This window comes from Aeromonas sp. 19NY04SH05-1, assembly GCF_040581895.1.
In the GTDB taxonomy this organism is placed as follows: Bacteria; Pseudomonadota; Gammaproteobacteria; order Enterobacterales; family Aeromonadaceae; genus Aeromonas; species Aeromonas enteropelogenes.
In genome coordinates, this window is record NZ_CP095328.1 from 1939167 (window position 1) to 1956278 (window position 17112).

At 57.9% G+C, this 17112-nt stretch carries 16 protein-coding genes; 9 read left to right on the top strand and 7 right to left on the bottom strand.

Annotated features, from left to right (window positions below; genetic code table 11):
- The first annotated feature begins 148 nt into the window (after positions 1 to 148).
- Positions 149 to 1003 carry a bifunctional methylenetetrahydrofolate dehydrogenase/methenyltetrahydrofolate cyclohydrolase FolD gene (gene folD, locus MRK42_RS09040; RefSeq protein ID WP_201941198.1) on the top strand — a complete coding sequence of 285 codons (855 nt, stop codon included), beginning with the start codon at positions 149 to 151 and terminating at the stop codon, positions 1001 to 1003.
- A gap of 127 nt (positions 1004 to 1130) precedes the next feature.
- On the opposite strand, the gene cspD is transcribed toward folD, so the two are convergent.
- Positions 1131 to 1349, bottom strand: coding sequence for a cold shock-like protein CspD (gene cspD / locus MRK42_RS09045; protein WP_010674510.1), 219 nt, complete (start codon positions 1347 to 1349; stop codon positions 1131 to 1133).
- Positions 1350 to 1577: 228 nt separating this feature from the next.
- On the opposite strand from cspD, the gene clpS reads away from it, so the two are divergent.
- Together clpS and clpA are read left to right on the top strand one after the other, a co-directional pair.
- Positions 1578 to 1895: an ATP-dependent Clp protease adapter ClpS gene (clpS, locus tag MRK42_RS09050; RefSeq protein ID WP_026457984.1), complete on the top strand. Its 318-nt coding sequence runs from the start codon at positions 1578 to 1580 to the stop codon at positions 1893 to 1895.
- 59 nt (positions 1896 to 1954) lie between these two features.
- The gene (gene clpA, locus MRK42_RS09055; protein WP_026457985.1) at positions 1955 to 4210 is read left to right on the top strand and encodes an ATP-dependent Clp protease ATP-binding subunit ClpA; all 2256 of its coding nucleotides are present in this window, start codon (positions 1955 to 1957) and stop codon (positions 4208 to 4210) included.
- Positions 4211 to 4278: 68 nt separating this feature from the next.
- Here clpA and infA read toward each other — a convergent pair whose 3' ends face one another.
- The 3 genes from infA to aat form a co-directional block, all read right to left on the bottom strand.
- Positions 4279 to 4497 carry a translation initiation factor IF-1 gene (infA, locus tag MRK42_RS09060; protein ID WP_005300033.1) on the bottom strand — a complete coding sequence of 73 codons (219 nt, stop codon included), beginning with the start codon at positions 4495 to 4497 and terminating at the stop codon, positions 4279 to 4281.
- Positions 4498 to 4565: 68 nt separating this feature from the next.
- The gene (locus tag MRK42_RS09065) at positions 4566 to 5282 is read right to left on the bottom strand and encodes an arginyltransferase (RefSeq protein WP_042029221.1); all 717 of its coding nucleotides are present in this window, start codon (positions 5280 to 5282) and stop codon (positions 4566 to 4568) included.
- Positions 5279 to 5986 (bottom strand): leucyl/phenylalanyl-tRNA--protein transferase, encoded by a 708-nt coding sequence (aat, locus tag MRK42_RS09070; protein ID WP_338612213.1) that lies wholly within the window; start codon positions 5984 to 5986, stop codon positions 5279 to 5281. Before aat ends, MRK42_RS09065 begins: the two co-directional genes overlap by 4 nt.
- A gap of 19 nt (positions 5987 to 6005) precedes the next feature.
- Between aat and MRK42_RS09075 the strand changes: the two genes are divergently transcribed.
- Positions 6006 to 6479 (top strand): glycine zipper 2TM domain-containing protein, encoded by a 474-nt coding sequence (locus MRK42_RS09075; RefSeq protein WP_042029219.1) that lies wholly within the window; start codon positions 6006 to 6008, stop codon positions 6477 to 6479.
- Positions 6480 to 6560: 81 nt separating this feature from the next.
- On the opposite strand, the gene MRK42_RS09080 is transcribed toward MRK42_RS09075, so the two are convergent.
- The 3 genes from MRK42_RS09080 to ald all read right to left on the bottom strand — a co-directional run bounded on the left by MRK42_RS09080 (position 6561) and on the right by ald (position 10122).
- The gene (locus MRK42_RS09080) at positions 6561 to 7808 is read right to left on the bottom strand and encodes a diguanylate cyclase (RefSeq protein WP_042069614.1); all 1248 of its coding nucleotides are present in this window, start codon (positions 7806 to 7808) and stop codon (positions 6561 to 6563) included.
- 63 nt (positions 7809 to 7871) lie between these two features.
- Positions 7872 to 8822, bottom strand: a complete 951-nt coding sequence (gene trxB / locus MRK42_RS09085) for a thioredoxin-disulfide reductase (protein WP_026456807.1) — start codon at positions 8820 to 8822, stop codon at positions 7872 to 7874.
- Positions 8823 to 9006: 184 nt separating this feature from the next.
- Complete coding sequence (ald, locus tag MRK42_RS09090) at positions 9007 to 10122, bottom strand: alanine dehydrogenase (RefSeq protein ID WP_042069613.1); 1116 nt, start codon at positions 10120 to 10122, stop codon at positions 9007 to 9009.
- A 149-nt stretch (positions 10123 to 10271) separates the two neighbouring features.
- Between ald and lrp the strand changes: the two genes are divergently transcribed.
- The 5 genes from lrp (at position 10272) to serS (ending at position 17089) form a co-directional block, all read left to right on the top strand.
- Positions 10272 to 10763 carry a leucine-responsive transcriptional regulator Lrp gene (lrp, locus tag MRK42_RS09095; RefSeq protein WP_005300047.1) on the top strand — a complete coding sequence of 164 codons (492 nt, stop codon included), beginning with the start codon at positions 10272 to 10274 and terminating at the stop codon, positions 10761 to 10763.
- Positions 10764 to 10965: 202 nt separating this feature from the next.
- Positions 10966 to 13470, top strand: coding sequence for a DNA translocase FtsK 4TM domain-containing protein (locus MRK42_RS09100; RefSeq protein ID WP_338612214.1), 2505 nt, complete (start codon positions 10966 to 10968; stop codon positions 13468 to 13470).
- A 73-nt stretch (positions 13471 to 13543) separates the two neighbouring features.
- Positions 13544 to 14152 carry an outer membrane lipoprotein chaperone LolA gene (lolA, locus tag MRK42_RS09105; RefSeq protein WP_338612215.1) on the top strand — a complete coding sequence of 203 codons (609 nt, stop codon included), beginning with the start codon at positions 13544 to 13546 and terminating at the stop codon, positions 14150 to 14152.
- Entirely contained in the window at positions 14152 to 15489 is a 1338-nt protein-coding gene (locus tag MRK42_RS09110; RefSeq protein ID WP_042029213.1) for a replication-associated recombination protein A, read from the top strand. The genes lolA and MRK42_RS09110 overlap by 1 nt, the downstream gene beginning before the upstream one ends.
- Before the next feature lie 304 nt (positions 15490 to 15793).
- Positions 15794 to 17089, top strand: a complete 1296-nt coding sequence (gene serS, locus MRK42_RS09115; RefSeq protein ID WP_338612216.1) for a serine--tRNA ligase — start codon at positions 15794 to 15796, stop codon at positions 17087 to 17089.
- The last annotated feature ends 23 nt before the right edge of the window (positions 17090 to 17112 follow it).

Genomic DNA, 17112 nt, shown 5'->3' on the forward strand with positions numbered 1-17112 from the left:
TTGGAGCCAGCGTCAACGACTTTTTCCCCCAGTAAATTCAAGTGCCTACTTATTGCCCTCTGGTCATGCGACCTATCTGTGCCGCTAACATCCCGGCTAAAAAAATGCGACAATGCGCGGCAGTTGAACACATGGTGAGTGGAGTACGATGTCTGCCAAAATCATAGATGGAAAACAGGTTGCGCAAACGATTCGCAGCCAGGTCGCGGCGCAGGTCCAACAGCGGTTGGCGGCAGGGAAACGGGCACCGGGGCTGGCCGTCATTCTGGTGGGGGCGGATCCTGCCTCTCAGGTCTATGTCGGCAGCAAGCGCCGGGCATGTGAAGAAGTCGGGTTTCTCTCCCGCTCCTATGACTTGAGTGCGACGGCCACTCAGGAAGAGTTGCTGGCCTTGATCGATGAATTGAATGACGACAGCCATGTCGATGGCATTCTGGTTCAGTTGCCGCTGCCGGCTCACTTCGATACGACCCTGGTACTGGAGCGGATCCGCCCCGACAAGGATGTCGATGGTTTTCACCCTTATAATGTCGGGCGTCTGGCACAGCGTATTCCGGCACTGCGCCCCTGCACCCCGAAAGGGATCATGACGCTGATTGAAACCACAGGAGTCAAGACTCATGGTTTGCATGCGGTGGTGGTCGGAGCATCCAACATAGTGGGACGCCCCATGACTCTGGAGCTGCTGCTGGCGGGGTGCACGACCACCACTTGTCACCGTTTTACCCGCGATCTGGAAGAGCAGGTGCGCCGCGCTGATTTGCTGGTGGTAGCGGTCGGCAAGCCCAATTTCATTCCGGGGGAGTGGGTCAAGCCGGGAGCGCTGGTGATCGATGTGGGTATCAATCGTCTGGCGGATGGCTCTCTGGTAGGGGACGTTGAGTTTGAAACGGCGCGCAGTCATGCCTCTTTTATCACGCCTGTGCCAGGTGGTGTCGGACCGATGACAGTCGCCAGCCTGATGGAAAACACCCTGATCGCCTGTAACGACTATCACGACTGAAGACAGCCGATGAGGTGTCCGTGATTAGGGCACGAGACAGTCGTGGAGCACAGAAGTCACAGGTATAGATAATAAAAAACCGGTTTCTCTGGGAGAAACCGGTTTTTTATTTATCCAACGCATGGTTTTAAATATTTTGTGCTTCGTTTGGCACAATAACGGAGGCGTGATTTCCTTTCGGCCCCTGTTGTAGTTCAAAATTGACGGCCTGACCTGCTTTCAGGGTCTTGTAGCCCTCCATTTGAATCGTGGAGTAGTGCGCGAAGATATCTTCACCACCTCCTTCCGGACAGATAAACCCAAATCCTTTTGCGTTGTTGAACCACTTAACTGTGCCGGTTGCCATACTTCTACATCCTTTTATTGATTACCCAGAAGTCGTTGAGTAACCTGCGCCAGCCCATTATAACTAGGACATGAGCCCGTAGCAGACGGGCACAGATTAGCAAGTAACCAATCTAGTCCAACTTTTGAGCGAGTCAAGAAGTTGTTAACAGTTGATGTGATCTGGTTAACAAGTCTATTGACAAGCTTGTGTTAGGCGGTAGTAATCTAGAGGTACCAAAGCGCGATTATGAGCAAGCAGAAAGAACTCTTTGCTAATGAAGAGATTGCAGAAGCAGAGAAGACAAAGCTGCAGCCGCCCCCCATGTACAAGGTCGTGTTGAACAATGATGACTACACACCGATGGAGTTCGTGGTGGAGGTGCTGCAAAAGTTCTTTGGTATGGATTTGGACAAGGCAACTCAGGTCATGCTGAGCGTGCATTATAGTGGTAAGGGGATCTGTGGCACGTTTACCGCAGAGATCGCCGAAACCAAAGTAGTCCAGGTCAACACCTATTCACGTAACCACGAACATCCACTGCTATGTACTATGGAAAAGGCTTGAATCTGATGACTTGATGGCGAGTGTGACACCACATTGTAGCTGTACTAGGGGAGGTGCCTATGTTGAATAAAGATCTGGAAAAAACGCTGAACGAGGCGTTTAAACTGGCCCGTGACGAGCGCCACGAATTCATGACCGTCGAGCACCTGTTGTTAGCCCTGCTGGATAACAGCTCAGCCCATGAGGCGCTGAGTTCTTGTGGTGCCGATGTCGAGCAGATGCGCAAAGAGATCCGCGCATTCATCAATCAAACAACCCCTCTTATTCCCCGTGACGATGAAGATCGTGAAACCCAGCCGACGCTGGGATTCCAGCGAGTGCTTCAGCGTGCGGTGTTCCATGTGCAATCATCGGGCAACACCGAAGTCAGTGGTGCCAATGTCCTGGTCGCCATTTTCAGCGAGCAGGAGTCGCAAGCGGCTTACTTCCTGAAAAAAGCCGAGATCAGTCGCCTCGACGTGGTCAATTTCCTCTCCCATGGTGTTCGCAAGGAGAGCAAGCCGGACCTTGGCAGCAATAGCAATCCTGAGTCTGATGACGACGTCTCTGCCGCCCAGATCGAGAGTTTTGCGACCAATCTGAATCAGCTGGTGCTGGAGGGGCGCATTGACCCCCTGATCGGTCGTGATCAGGAGTTGAATCGCACCATCCAGGTGTTGTGTCGTCGTCGCAAAAACAATCCCCTGCTGGTCGGTGAGGCCGGTGTCGGCAAGACCGCCATCGCCGAGGGGCTGGCCTACCGGATCGTCAAGGGGGATGTGCCCGAGGTGATTGCAGGTAGCACTATTTACTCGCTTGATATGGGCTCTTTGCTGGCGGGAACCAAATACCGCGGCGATTTCGAGAAACGCCTCAAGGTGCTGCTCAAGCAGATTGAACGCCAGGAAGGGGCCATTCTGTTCATCGACGAGATCCACACCATCATAGGTGCCGGTGCTGCCTCCGGTGGCCAGCTGGATGCGGCCAACCTCATCAAGCCGCTGCTCTCCAACGGTTTGCTGCGCTGTGTTGGTTCAACCACCTATCAGGAATATGCCCAGATCTTCGAGAAAGACCGTGCTCTGGCACGTCGCTTCCAGAAGATCGATATCGTCGAGCCGAGCGTTGACGATACCACACGTATCCTGATGGGGCTCAAGAGTCGTTACGAGGCACACCACGGGGTGCGTTATACCGTCAAAGCGATCCGTGCTGCGGTGGAGCTGTCGGCCAAATACATCAACGATCGTCATTTGCCGGATAAAGCCATCGATGTGATCGACGAGGCGGGGGCTGGGCAGCGGTTGTTGTCGGCGAGCAAGCGCAAGAAAGTGATCAATGTGCAGGAAATAGAAGCCATCGTGGCCAAGATTGCCCGTATCCCGGAAAAATCAGTCTCCTCCTCCGACAAGGAAGTGCTGAAAAATCTGGAGCGTAATCTCAAGATGGTGGTCTTCGGCCAGGACAAAGCCATCGAAGTGCTGACGGATGCGATCCGTTTGTCCCGTTCGGGATTGGGTAACGAGCGTCGCCCTGTCGGTTGTTTCCTCTTTGCCGGTCCGACCGGGGTGGGCAAGACAGAGGTGACCCAGCAACTGGGCAAGGCCCTCGGGGTGGAGATGCTGCGCTTTGACATGTCCGAATACATGGAGCGCCACACAGTCTCCCGTCTGATCGGTGCCCCTCCTGGCTATGTCGGGTTTGAGCAAGGTGGCCTGTTGACCGATGCGGTGATCAAGCACCCTCACTCAGTGGTGTTGCTCGACGAGATTGAGAAGGCACACCCGGATGTCTTCAACCTGTTGCTGCAGGTGATGGACAACGGGACCCTGACCGATAACAACGGGCGCAAGGCTGATTTTCGCAATGTGATCCTGGTGATGACCACCAATGCCGGGGTGCAGGAAACCCAACGCAAGTCCATCGGTTTCCAGCAGCAGGATCTGAGCCACGATGCCATGGCGGTGATTAACAAGACATTCAGCCCGGAGTTTCGCAACCGTCTCGACCACATCATTTGGTTCAACCATCTGGATATGACGGTGATCCACCAGGTCGTCGACAAGTTTATTGTCGAGTTGCAGGTTCAGCTGGATGCGAAAGGAGTCTCTCTCGAGGTGTCAGAACGTGCTCGTCACTGGTTGGCCGAGAAGGGATATGACAGAGCCATGGGGGCCAGACCGATGGGGAGGGTGATCCAGGAACACCTCAAGAAACCCCTAGCCAACGAGATCCTGTTTGGCTCATTGGTCGATGGTGGGGTTGTGAAGGTTGAGCTGGTTGATGACAGCCTCAGCTTTGACTTTCAGGTCGATGTTGAAGCTGTTTCCCACTAAGCATCTGTGATTAGAAAACGACAAAAAACCCCAACCGAAAGGTTGGGGTTTTTTGCTGAATTCCTGGCTTAGCGAGAGCGGAAAACAATACGTCCCTTGGAGAGATCGTAGGGAGTCAGTGCTACCGTTACTTTGTCTCCAGTCAGGATACGAATGTAGTTTTTGCGCATCTTGCCGGAAATATGAGCGATAACCACGTGACCATTCTCCAGTTCCACACGGAACATGGTATTGGGCAGGGTTTCGAGAATAGTGCCCTGCATCTCAATACTGTCTTCTTTAGCCATTGAATCCTCTTGATAAGCCACAACAAAAAACCGCTGGATCATGCCGGATTTAAGGCTATGTGTAAAGTTTACTCGGGCTTGCTGTCGATATTTTTCCATTCTCCCTGGATTAGCACCTCATGGGGCAGATAATTGCGCTTGTAATTCATCTTGCGACACGCTTCTACCAGATAGCCAAGATAGAGCCAGTTACGCCCCGTGCGTCTGGCGAGATCGAGCTGGCTCAGGATGGCAAAGGTGCCCAGAGAGCGGTCGGCGTAATCGGGGTCGAAAAAGGTATACATGGCGCTCAGGGAGTGAGGCAGCAGATCCGTAGTGGCGACCCCGATGAGCCGCCCTTCCTTGCGCATTTCCAGAAAAAGAGGAGGCATCCAGTCGCAGTGGAGAAAGCCGCGATACTGGTTGCGATTGGGGGGATACATGCTGCCATCGCGGTGGCGCTCCCGGATGTAGCGTTCGTAGAGCAGGTAATATTCGGGTTTGTCATCGTAGCTCAGCACGATGTCGATATCCCTGTTGAGCTGGCGGATCCGCTTTTGCCCGCGGCTGGGGCGAAACAGTTCGCTGTGAATGCGAAGAGATTGGCAGGCATGGCAAGCGGGGCAGTGGGGGCGATAGATGTCGTTGCCACTGCGGCGAAATCCTGCGGTCAGCAGGCGCTCATAACCGCTGGCATTGAGCAGGGAGTGGTCCATCAGCACCAGCAACTGTTCCTGCTCCTTGTCAAGATAACTGCAAGGGTGTTTCGGGGTGAGCCCTACTTTGAGGATCACTTCTTCCGTCATAGGCTGATCTCCCCCTTGTGCCAGCATGTTGCCGCCAATGTTTGTTGCCCCAGTACTGCCAGTGCTTTCAGAAAGCGGGCTCTTGGCCACTCTTCAATACCCAGGGTGGCGAGAAACGGGTTCTGCATCTGGCAATCGACAAGTTCACCCCCATGACGAGCAAAGTGACGACAGAGGGCCACCATGGCCAGTTTGGCGCCATTGTCGATGTGGCTGAACATGGACTCGCCACAGAACAGTCGACCAATCGAGAGCCCGTACAATCCCGCCTGCAACCGTCCTTCTTGCCAGATCTCGATGGAGTGGGCATGACCCAGGCGATGAAGTTGCTGATAAGCCTCGATCATGGGCCTGCTGATCCAGGTTTCATCGGCAGTGCGTCGCGGAGCAGCGCAGGCGGTGATTACCTCATTAAAGGCGCGATTGAGGGAAATATCGAATGACGTGCGGCGCATCACTTTTTGCAGGGTGCGCCCTATGTGCAGTTGCTCTGGCCGGATCACCCCCCGGGGATCCGGTGACCACCAGAGCGTCGGCTGGTGGGGCTCATTCCAGGGGAAGATCCCCTTGTGGTAAGCTGCCAGCAAACGTGTCGGGGAGAGATCGCCCCCAATCGCCAGCAGGCCGTTGGGCTCTTCCAGGGCATGCTTTGGGTCGGGAAACCAGCAGAGCTCATCATCCAGTTGGGTAAGATAGCGAGACATTAGGCAACGAGGTTCACAGATGAAGGGCATTATCCTGATAGTATCCAGCTTGATCTGGTTTGTCACTGCGCCAGCCTGGGCTGCTGTGTATGAGCGCAATACCGCCAGGCCCGTGAATCAGGTGGTATTTGGCGAAGTGGATACGGTGCGCAACATTACCCAGCGCCAGATCCTGGAATCCGAGCACTCCGGCTGGAAAACCCTGGGGGGCGCCGTGCTGGGTGGGCTACTTGGCAACCAGTTTGGCGGCGGCCATGGCCGGGAAATTGCGACTGCAGTGGGGGCGCTGGCGGGGGCCGCCATGGCGCAGCAGTATCAGTCGTCCGGTGGCAGCGTGGTGGAAAACAAGCTGGTGGAACTGCTCATTCGCAATGAACAGAATGGGCTGGTCAACGTGATCCAGGATTATGATCCCGCCATGGTGTTCATGAAGGGGGACAAGGTCCGCATTCTCTATTTCGATGACGGTGTGCGGGTCGACAAGACGTTTTGAGAGAGGGGCTGAAAAACAACCGACAGATTTTCGGAGAGAAAATCTGTCGGGCGGTAACACACGGGACTCACTGCTTGCCGGTCAGGCAGCTGGGTCCTGAGACACGATTTTATCGCGACCGGTATTTTTCGCCTGATACAGCAGGCGATCCGCTTCGCTCAGTGCCTCGTCCATGGAACTTCGCCCGACATTGATCACGCCGTAACTGGCGCGCACGAACAGGGGATGCTCCTTGGAAAGAGGTTGCTGGCGCAACTGCTGACGCAGCCCTTCCAGCCGTTTGTTAAGGACACTCACGGTGCAGTGCGGGACCATGAGTGCAAACTCTTCCCCCCCAAAACGGGCAATCATGGCATCGGGGAAGAACTGGGTCATCAAGCGGGTGAGGTGGCAGAGCAGCTGATCGCCGATGGCATGGCCCCAGTGATCATTGACCTGTTTGAAGTGATCCACATCGAGTACACAGAGCGCGAGCTGGGTCTGTTGGCGCTGATGCTCTTCGAACCATTTCTGCCCTTCATTGAACCAGTAACGCCGGTTGTACAGGCCAGTCAGGTAGTCGCGATTGGCCGACTCCTGAATGCTGTTGAACTGCTCGAGCGCCTCCAGATTGTGGCTGACCCGGCACTGCAGCTCTTCCGGCTCGAACGGCTGGTTGAGGAAATCGTTGGCGCCTTGCTTGAGATAGCGGGCTGACAGCCCCCGCTTGTCGGAGACCGAGATCCCTATGATGGCCAGTTGCTGCTTGCTGTAGCGCTCGCGCAGCATACGTACCAGGCTGATCCCGTCGATATCCGGCATATAGTAGTCAACCAGCGCTAGGCGAATGCCCGGGTGTTGCTCCAGCATGGTCAGCGCTTCACGGGCGTGGCTCGCCTCATGAACCTGCAGCAACTGTTTGCGCAGCTGGGTCATGGTGCGGTGGCGGGAGGTGCGTGAATCATCGACGACCAGCACTTCAATGGCCTGGTTGAGATAGAGGCGATGCACCAGGCTGACCGCATATTGCAGCGAGTGGCGCGAATCCTTCATCACATAATCCAGCACCCCGGTTTCCAACCAGGCGCTGCGTTTATCCTCGCTGATGTCGGCGGTGAGGATCACCACCGGCAGGCCACGGGCCAGCAGTGCGCTGACGGCTTCTCCGCTTGGGGCATCCGGCAGCGTCAAGTCCACCAACGCCACCACATACTCTTCTCCCCGGCAATGACGGGCGCCTTCCAGGGTGTCGAAGGCATCAATCTCAAGACCGGTTTGCTGGGCAATGGCTTGAGTCAGCATGCGACGTATGGTCAGGCTGTCTTCGACTATCAATATCTTCTGCTTCATTAGACTCCTACATATGAAAAAGGCATACCCGAGGGTATGCCTTATATCACATCTGGAGCGCGTTTATTGTGCGTCGAGATAGCGTTCTGCATCGAGGGCCGCCATACAGCCGGTACCGGCGGAGGTGATGGCCTGACGGTAGGTGTGGTCGGCCACGTCACCGGCGGCAAAGACCCCTTCGATGCTGGTCTGGGTGGCAAAGCCGTCGAGGCCACCACGAACTTTCAGATAGCCGTTTTGCATCTCCAGCTGGCCGTCGAAGATCTGGGTGTTGGGCTGGTGACCGATGGCGATGAAGACGCCCATCAGTGCCAGTTCGGAGGTGGTGTCGTCCTGGGTGTTGCGCAGGCGCACGCCGGTGACTCCCATCTGATCGCCCAGCACTTCGTCTAGGGTCTGGTGGGTATGCAGTACGATATTGCCGCTGGCTACCTTGTCATGCAGGCGCTTGATCAGGATCTTCTCGGCACGGAACTCGTCGCGGCGGTGAATGAGATGCACCTTCTTGGCGATGTTGGCCAGATAGAGGGCCTCTTCCACGGCGGTGTTGCCACCCCCGATCACCGCCACTTCCTGATTGCGATAGAAGAAACCGTCACAGGTGGCGCAGGCAGAGACGCCGCGCCCCTTGAACGCCTCTTCGGAGGGCAGGCCCAGATACTTGGCGGAGGCACCGGTGGCGATGATCAGGGCATCGCAGGTGTACTCGCCGTTGTCACCCTTGAGACGGAACGGGCGCTGGGTCAGCTCCACCTCGTTGATGTGATCGAACAGGATGCGGGTATCAAACTTCTCCGCATGCTCTTTCATGCGCTCCATCAGGGCAGGGCCAGTGAGGCCTTCGGGATCGCCAGGCCAGTTTTCCACTTCTGTGGTGGTGGTCAGCTGACCGCCTTGCTGCATGCCGGTGATGAGCAGGGGATTGAGATTGGCGCGGGCGGCATAGACGGCAGCGGTGTAACCGGCCGGGCCGGAGCCCAGGATCAGCAGTTTGCTGTGAGTGACTTGGCTCATGATGTAGTTTCCGAGACGTAATGAGTTTGCGCGATTGTAGGTAATTCGTGATAAGGGGTCAAAGGCCAGTGAGTCGATTGTTTTAATCGTGTACGTATGAGCGGCGGGGTGGGTTTGGGAAATAAAAAAAACCGCCCATCGCGGGCGGATTCTCACTCATCGTCTCTTGGGAAAATCGAGCAGATCAGTTCAGCAGGGTCAGGGGATCCGTGTAGACAAGTCCATGGGCCACGGCGACCTCCTTGCAGGTCAGCTTGCCTTCCATCACGTTGAGACCATGCAGCAGATTGGAGTCTGCCAGCAGCGCCTGACGATACCCTTGTTGCGCCAGTTTGATGATGAAGGGCAGGGTGGCATTGTTGAGAGCCACGGTCGAAGTACGCGCCACGGCGCCCGGCATGTTGGCCACGCAGTAGTGCACCACGTCATCGACGATAAAGGTGGGATCTTCGTGAGTGGTGGGGTGGGAGGTCTCCACGCAGCCGCCCTGATCGATGGCCACGTCGACGATGGCTGAGCCAGGCTTCATGCGCGCAATGTGGTCACGGTTGACAAGTTTTGGCGCAGTGGCACCCGGCACCAGCACGCCGCCAATGACCAGATCGGCTGCCAGCAGGTGACGTTCCAGGGTTTCGCTGTTGGAGTAGACCACCTTGGCTGATCCCTGGAACTCGTTGTCGAGTCGGCGCAGGGCATCAATGTTGTTGTCAAGAATGGTGACATCCGCGCGCAGGCCGATGGCCATACGGGCCGCGTTGGAACCCACTACACCGCCCCCGATGATCACCACCTTGGCCGGTTCGACGCCGGGCACGCCACCGAGCAGCACGCCGCTACCACCGCGGGATTTCTCCAGTGCCTGGGCGCCCGCCTGAATGGACATGCGACCCGCGACTTCCGACATGGGGGCCAGCAGGGGCAAGCCACCACGACCATCGGTGACCGTCTCGTAAGCGATGCAGATGGCACCACTTTTCAGCAAGGCTTCGGTCTGTGGCAGATCCGGCGCCAGATGCAGGTAGGTAAAGAGGGTCTGACCCGGGCGCAACATGGCGCACTCGATTGGCTGGGGCTCCTTGACCTTGACGATCATCTCGGCCTTGGCGAAAACCTCGGCGGCGGTGGCCAAAATATCGGCGCCGGCAGCCATATAATCTGCATCGCTGAAGCCAATGCCGTTTCCGGCACCGCTTTGGACGAAAACAGTGTGGTTTCGTGCTGTCAGTTCACGTACACTGGCCGGAACCATGCCTACGCGATATTCATGGTTTTTTATCTCTTTCGGTACACCGATAATCATGCTATCCCTCGTCTATCGATTGGTGTTTTATGTTGCTTAAATGTTAATAACATTTGCGCCTAGTATATTCAGGTATTGACAGGATTTGTGACCATAATTATAAAATGACTGGTGATTCTTACCAAAAAATAGCCAAAGGATGGAATAAAATGATGGAAGCTAAGAGTCGGCTAAAGGATTTGGACAGGATTGACCGCAACATTCTGAATGAACTGCAAAAGGATGGCAGGATTTCGAACGTTGAGTTGTCCAAACGAGTTGGCCTGAGTCCCACACCGTGTCTGGAACGGGTTCGTCGCCTCGAGCGACAGGGTTATATCGAAGGATATGCCGCCATTCTGAACCCTCACTACCTGGATGCCTCTTTGCTGGTCTTCGTCGAGATCACCCTTAACCGTGGGGCGCCCGATGTGTTCGAACAGTTCAACAAGGCCGTTCAGGTGCTCGAAGAGATCCAGGAGTGTCACCTGGTATCCGGTGATTTCGATTATCTGCTCAAGACCCGGGTGAGCGACATGTCGGCTTACCGCCGGCTGCTGGGGGAGACCCTGCTGCGCTTGCCCGGTGTCAACGACACCCGCACCTACGTGGTGATGGAAGAGGTCAAACAGAGCAGTCGTCTGGTGATCAGCACCCGATAAAGCAGGTTATGCTATGGTGTCTTATCCATATGAGACACCATAACAGTCAGAAACGAGCGGCCGGTCCGCTCGTTTCTTCTTGTTGCACGGCGTGCAAAGATGGCATGCCCATAGCAGACACGGGCTGACAATCGGTGGGCTTTTCGGGGATACTAGCCCCCCTTATTTCCTGCATTACATGTTTTCAGAAAGGAGCCGGAGTTTGGCCGATAAAAAGCTGTTTACTCCTTTATCAGGTACACAACGGATCTTCGAAGCCGTCTTGATCGCCATCACCCTGATGGCTGCCTATCTTCTGCTTGCCCTGTTGTCCTACCACCCCGCCGATCCCGGCTGGTCCCAAACCTCCTGGCAAGGGGAGGTGAAAAACCTCGCCGGTAGCGCCGGGGCCTGGCTGGCCGATATCACCATGTTCACCTTCGGGGCCTTCTCCTACCTGGTTCCTCCTCTGGTTGTGCTGCTGGGCTGGAGCCTGTTGTGGCGCCCGAGTCGTCTGCTCGATGTGGATTACCTCACCCTGGGGGTGCGAGTCATAGGTTTCATCCTCACCGTGCTCGGCATGTCAGCCATTGCCAGCATGAATTTCAATGACATGCAGAATTTCTCCGCCGGTGGTCTGGTGGGGGATGTGATCGCCACCGCCGTGGTGCCGCTGTTTGGCGGCGTCGGGGCCAACCTGCTGTTGCTCTGTTTCGTGGCGACCGGCATCACCCTGTTTACCGGCTGGTCCTGGCTCACCATCGTGGAGCGGATCGGTGCCGCCTGCACCGGGTCAGTCGGCGCCATCTATCACTTCCCGACGACCCTGGGTCGCTGGTTGACCGGCGGCTGGCGCCAGCCTCGCAACGAGGGGCCGGATCCCTTGCTGGAAGGGAATGTCGGCAACATCGCCTTTGATGAAGAGGACGACGCCGAGCCGCACAGCAACTGGGGTCATCGTCCCAAGGGGAAACACCAGAAGGCGTCACAGGAAGAGTGGTTGCCGGAGCTCGATGACGACACCTTCGAGTTCGACCCCCGGTTTGATGATGAAGATGAACCGGCACCCAAGCCCAAGCGCAGCGTCGCCGCCAATGCCCGTCGTCAGCCCGCGCTGGCAATGGCCGATGGCGACGATGATCTCGACCTGCCCTGGGCGGAAGGGGATGACGAGGAGCCGGCCGCGCCGGTTGCCGCCACGCCCGGCAAGCCCAAGCGCCGCGTGCAGGCCAACCTGCCGCCGCTGCCGAGTCTCGAGCTGCTGGATCGTCCCCCGGCCAGAACCCAGATGATGAGCAAGGACGAGCTGGAGCGCATGGGTCGTCTGGTGGAGGCGAAACTCGCCGACTACAACGTGCAGGCCAAGGTGGTCGGCGTTTATCCGGGCCCCGTCATCACCCGTTTCGAACTGGATCTGGCCCCTGGCATGAAGGCGAGCAAGATCACCAACCTGTCCCGCGATCTGGCCCGCTCTCTGTCGGCCAGCAGCGTGCGGGTGGTGGAGGTGATCCCGGGCAAGACCTATGTGGGGATCGAGCTGCCCAACCGGGTACGCCAGACCGTCTACCTGCGCGAGACCCTCGACTGCGAAGCCTTCCGCGACAGCCACAATCCGTTGACCATGGGTCTGGGCCAGGACATTGCCGGCTCCCCCGTGGTGGTGAACCTCGCCAAGATGCCGCACCTGCTGGTGGCCGGTACCACCGGCTCGGGTAAATCGGTGGGGGTGAACACCATGATCATCTCCATGCTCTACAAGTCATCGCCTGAAGATCTGCGTTTCATCATGATCGACCCCAAGATGCTGGAGCTGTCGGTCTACGAAGGCATTCCCCATCTGTTGACCGAAGTGGTCACCGACATGAAGGACGCTGCCAATGCCCTGCGCTGGTGCGTGGGCGAGATGGAGCGTCGCTACAAGCTGATGTCGGCGGTCGGGGTGCGCAACCTCAAGGGTTACAATGACAAGGTACTGGCGGCCATCGAGGCGGGCGATCCCCTGCTGGATCCGCTGTGGCGCCCGGGTGACTCCATGGACGAAACCCCGCCCGAGCTTGAAAAACTGCCCCATATCGTGGTGGTGGTGGACGAGTTTGCCGACATGATGATGATCGTCGGCAAGAAGGTGGAAGAGCTCATTGCCCGTATTGCCCAGAAGGCGCGGGCGGCCGGTATTCACCTCATCCTCGCGACCCAGCGTCCGTCGGTGGATGTGATCACCGGTCTTATCAAGGCCAACATTCCGACCCGCATCTCGTTCCAGGTATCGAGCAAGATCGATTCGCGTACCATTTTGGATCAGGGGGGCGCCGAATCCCTGCTGGGCATGGGCGACATGCTCTACATGCCGGCCGGCACCTCCAACCCGACCCGTGTTCACGGTGCCTTCGTCGATGACCACGAGGTGCACAAGGTGGTGGCGGATTGGAAACTGCGCGGCGAGCCGGATTATATCGACGAGATCCTCTCCGGAGAGTCGGGCGGCGAAGGTGGCAGCGGCGAATATGGCGGTGGTGGCGACGAAGAGCTCGATCCCCTGTTCGACGAGGCGGTGGCCTTCGTGGTGGAGTCGCGTCGCGGTTCCACCTCCAGCGTGCAGCGCAAGTTCAAGATCGGTTACAACCGGGCGGCCCGTCTCATCGAGCAGATGGAGAACCAGGGCATCGTCAGCTCGCCGGGTGGCAATGGCCAGCGCGACGTGTTGGCGCCACCACCGGTGCGTGACTGAGTCTCATCCTACTATCCTGGCCATGCCCTCACCGGGCGTGGCCTTTTATCGAGAGCGTTTTATGAAAAGCCTGATGAAAAAACAACTGTTGATGGGAACCGTGCTGCTGGTGGCCAGCAGCCAGGCGTGGGCCGATGCGGCCAGCGATCTCAAGCAGAAACTGGCGGGGGTGAGCCTCTTCTCCGCCAAGTTTGCCCAGACCGTCTACGACAGCAAGGGCAAGGAGCTGCAAAAGGCCAGCGGTACCCTGCTGGTGCAGCGCCCCAATCGCTTCAACTGGCACACCACCTCACCGGACGAGAGCCTGATCGTGGCTGACGGCAAGGATGTGTGGGTCTATGACCCCTTCGTCGAGCAGGTCACCGCCCTTAAATTGCAAGATGCGGTGCTCAATACCCCCTTCATCCTGATCGCGGGCAATGACGACAAATTCTGGAAGAACTATGACGTGACCCGGCAGGGGGATGTCTATACCGTCACCAGCCGCAACCAGGATGAGCTGATCGCCTCCTTCCGCGTTACCTTCGATCGGCAGGACAACATCAGCCGCTTCGACGTGAAAGAGGCACAGGGGCAGTGGAGCGAGTTCACTTTGAGCCAGTTCAACCGCAAGCCGGTGCTCAAGGGCAACGAGTTCGTGTTCAAGATCCCGAAGGGGGTCGAGCTGGACGATCAACGCTGATGAGCAATCTGTCGCTGGATTTCTCGTCGGATTTTCGTCCGCTGGCGGCCCGGATGCGGCCACAAAACCTTGACCAGTATATTGGCCAGCAGCATATCCTCGGGCCCGACAAGCCCCTGCGCAAGGCGATCCTGGCGGGCCACTGCCACTCCATGATCCTGTGGGGGCCGCCCGGAACCGGCAAGACCACGCTGGCGGAGCTGGTGGCCCACTACTGCCAGGCCGAGGTGGAGCGGGTTTCGGCTGTCACCTCCGGCATCAAGGAGATCCGCGCCGCCATCGACAAGGCCAAAGAAAACAGCTGGCGTGGCGTGCGTACCATCCTGTTTGTGGACGAGGTGCACCGCTTCAACAAGAGCCAGCAGGATGTGTTCCTGCCTCATATTGAAGATGGCACCATCACCTTCATCGGTGCCACCACCGAAAACCCCTCGTTCGAACTCAACAACGCACTGCTCTCCCGGGCCCGGGTCTATCTGCTCAAAAGGCTGGAAGAGGATGACATCCTCGCCATGATCGATCAGGCGATGACGGATCCCCGTGGTCTCAATGATCCGGCGCTCACCTTCGCCCCCGGGGTGAAGGAGGCACTGGCCAAGGCTGTGGATGGGGACGGGCGCAAGTCCCTCAACTATCTGGAGCTGTTGGCCGACATGGCCGAACAGGACGCTGGCGGCCACAAGCAGATCGACAGCGCTCTGCTCGCCGCCGTGGTGGGGGAGCACGTAGCGCGCTTTGACAACAAGGGCGACCACTTCTATGACCTCATCTCGGCGGTGCACAAATCGATTCGCGGTTCGGCCCCCGATGCGGCGCTTTACTGGTATGCCCGCATGGTGAGCGCCGGTTGCGATCCCCTCTACATCGCCCGTCGCCTGCTGGCGATTGCCTCGGAAGACGTGGGCAATGCCGATCCGCGCGCCATGCAGGTGGCCCTGTCCGCCTGGGATTGTTTTCATCGCGTGGGACCGGCGGAAGGGGAGCGGGCCATCGCCCAGGCGATCGTCTACCTCGCCTGCGCGCCCAAGAGCAATGCGGTCTACACCGCCTGGAAGGCGGCGCTGGTGGATGCCAGGAATCTGCCCGATTTCGAGGTGCCGGTGCACCTTCGCAACGCCCCGACCAGGCTGATGAGCGAGCTCGGCTATGGCGCCGAGTACCGTTATGCCCACGACGAGCCCGGTGCCTATGCCGCCGGCGAGGAGTATTTCCCGCCCGAGCTTGCCGGCAAACGGTACTATCAGCCCACCGATCGCGGCCTTGAGAAGCAGATCGCCCAGAAGCTCGATTATCTCCATGATCTGGACCGACAGAGTCCCAATAAACGGCGCCCCTGACCCCTGCGGGAGCATATTGCCTGAAAATTGGCCAACCCCTTGAATAATCTGGGTCCCTTGGCGTGATCCGTCGCGAAAACGAGGCAAATAGTCCCTGTTCGGGCAGGGGGGCGGTCTGCTACACTGCCCCTCTGACCCCGTTTGTCTTGGCCTGGTGCCATCTTCCTGATTTCGACGGCCCGATCCTCCGGGTCCGATTCTGAAGACGATTGGGGTATGCCAACCGATGTTAACTTCCGGATCTGTTTCCAAGCCCGTCATGATGACCCAGGCCCAGATCCCATTTTAAAAAAGTAGGTAAACCATGCTGGATCCCAAATATCTGCGCAGCGACATTGAAGAAGCTGCCGCTCGTCTGGCGACACGTGGCTACGTTCTGGACGTAGCGGCTGTCAATGCTCTGGAAGAGAAACGCAAGGATCTGCAGTCCCGTACCCAGGAGCTGCAGGCCGAGCGCAATGCCCGCTCCAAATCCATCGGTGAAGCTGCCCGTCGTGGTGAAGATGTTGCCCCCCTCAAGGCCGAAGTGACCAAGATCAATGAGGAGCTGGAAACCAGCAAGGTCGAGCTGGAGGCCCTGCTGGCCGAGCTCAAGACCATCGCCGACATGATCCCCAACCTGCCGAGCGAGACCACCCCGGTCGGTCGCGACGAGAATGACAACGTGGAAGTGCGCCGTTGGGGCACCCCGCGCGAGTTTGATTTCCCGGTGCGCGATCACGTGGATCTGGGTGAAGCGGCCAAGGGCGTTGACTTCAAGAACGGCGTCAAGCTCTCCGGTGCCCGTTTCGTGGTGATGAAGGGCCAGATTGCCCGTCTGCACCGCGCCCTGGCCCAGTTCATGCTGGACTTGCACACCCAGCAGCACGGTTACACCGAGTGCTACGTGCCTTATCTGGTCAACCCGGACAGCCTGTACGGCACCGGTCAGCTGCCCAAGTTCTCCGAAGATCTGTTCAACACCGGCATCGGTGGGGAAGGGGAAGACGAGGGCAAGCTGCGCAAGTTCTCCCTGATCCCGACCTCCGAAGTACCGCTCACCAACATGGCCCGCGACGAGATCTTCGACGAGCAGGAACTGCCCATCAAGATGACCGCCCACAGCCCCTGCTTCCGCTCCGAAGCGGGCTCCTACGGCCGTGACACCCGCGGCCTCATCCGCATGCACCAGTTCGACAAGGTCGAGATGGTCCAGCTGGTTCACCCGGAAAAATCCTGGGACGCACTGGAAGAGATGGTCGGCCACGCCGAGAAGGTGTTGCAGCTGCTGGAGCTGCCGTATCGCGTGATGGCTCTTTCCACCGGAGACATGGGTTTCTGCGCCGCCAAGACTTACGATCTGGAAGTGTGGCTGCCGGCCCAGAATACCTACCGTGAGATCTCCTCCGTCTCCAACTGCACCGACTTCCAGGCGCGCCGCATGCAGGCTCGCGTGCGTGTCGATGGCAAGCCGCAGCTGATCCACACCCTGAACGGCTCCGGCCTCGCGGTGGGCCGTACCCTGGTGGCGGTGCTCGAGAACTACCAGCAGGAAGATGGTCGCATCGCCATCCCGGCTGCGCTGCAATCCTACATGGGCGGTCTGACCCACATAGGTTAAGTTCGCGCTGGTAACGACAACGC

What these genes read in the sequence shown, in the direction of transcription:
- folD (WP_201941198.1), top strand. Translation starts at nt 149, where the DNA reads ATGTCTGCCAAAATCATAGATGGAAAACAGGTTGCGCAAACGATTCGC.
- cspD (WP_010674510.1), bottom strand. Translation starts at nt 1,349, where the DNA reads ATGGCAACCGGCACAGTTAAGTGGTTCAACAACGCAAAAGGATTTGGG.
- clpS (WP_026457984.1), top strand. Translation starts at nt 1,578, where the DNA reads ATGAGCAAGCAGAAAGAACTCTTTGCTAATGAAGAGATTGCAGAAGCA.
- clpA (WP_026457985.1), top strand. Translation starts at nt 1,955, where the DNA reads ATGTTGAATAAAGATCTGGAAAAAACGCTGAACGAGGCGTTTAAACTG.
- infA (WP_005300033.1), bottom strand. Translation starts at nt 4,497, where the DNA reads ATGGCTAAAGAAGACAGTATTGAGATGCAGGGCACTATTCTCGAAACC.
- MRK42_RS09065 (WP_042029221.1), bottom strand. Translation starts at nt 5,282, where the DNA reads ATGACGGAAGAAGTGATCCTCAAAGTAGGGCTCACCCCGAAACACCCT.
- aat (WP_338612213.1), bottom strand. Translation starts at nt 5,986, where the DNA reads ATGTCTCGCTATCTTACCCAACTGGATGATGAGCTCTGCTGGTTTCCC.
- MRK42_RS09075 (WP_042029219.1), top strand. Translation starts at nt 6,006, where the DNA reads ATGAAGGGCATTATCCTGATAGTATCCAGCTTGATCTGGTTTGTCACT.
- MRK42_RS09080 (WP_042069614.1), bottom strand. Translation starts at nt 7,808, where the DNA reads ATGAAGCAGAAGATATTGATAGTCGAAGACAGCCTGACCATACGTCGC.
- trxB (WP_026456807.1), bottom strand. Translation starts at nt 8,822, where the DNA reads ATGAGCCAAGTCACTCACAGCAAACTGCTGATCCTGGGCTCCGGCCCG.
- ald (WP_042069613.1), bottom strand. Translation starts at nt 10,122, where the DNA reads ATGATTATCGGTGTACCGAAAGAGATAAAAAACCATGAATATCGCGTA.
- lrp (WP_005300047.1), top strand. Translation starts at nt 10,272, where the DNA reads ATGATGGAAGCTAAGAGTCGGCTAAAGGATTTGGACAGGATTGACCGC.
- lolA (WP_338612215.1), top strand. Translation starts at nt 13,544, where the DNA reads ATGAAAAAACAACTGTTGATGGGAACCGTGCTGCTGGTGGCCAGCAGC.
- MRK42_RS09110 (WP_042029213.1), top strand. Translation starts at nt 14,152, where the DNA reads ATGAGCAATCTGTCGCTGGATTTCTCGTCGGATTTTCGTCCGCTGGCG.
- serS (WP_338612216.1), top strand. Translation starts at nt 15,794, where the DNA reads ATGCTGGATCCCAAATATCTGCGCAGCGACATTGAAGAAGCTGCCGCT.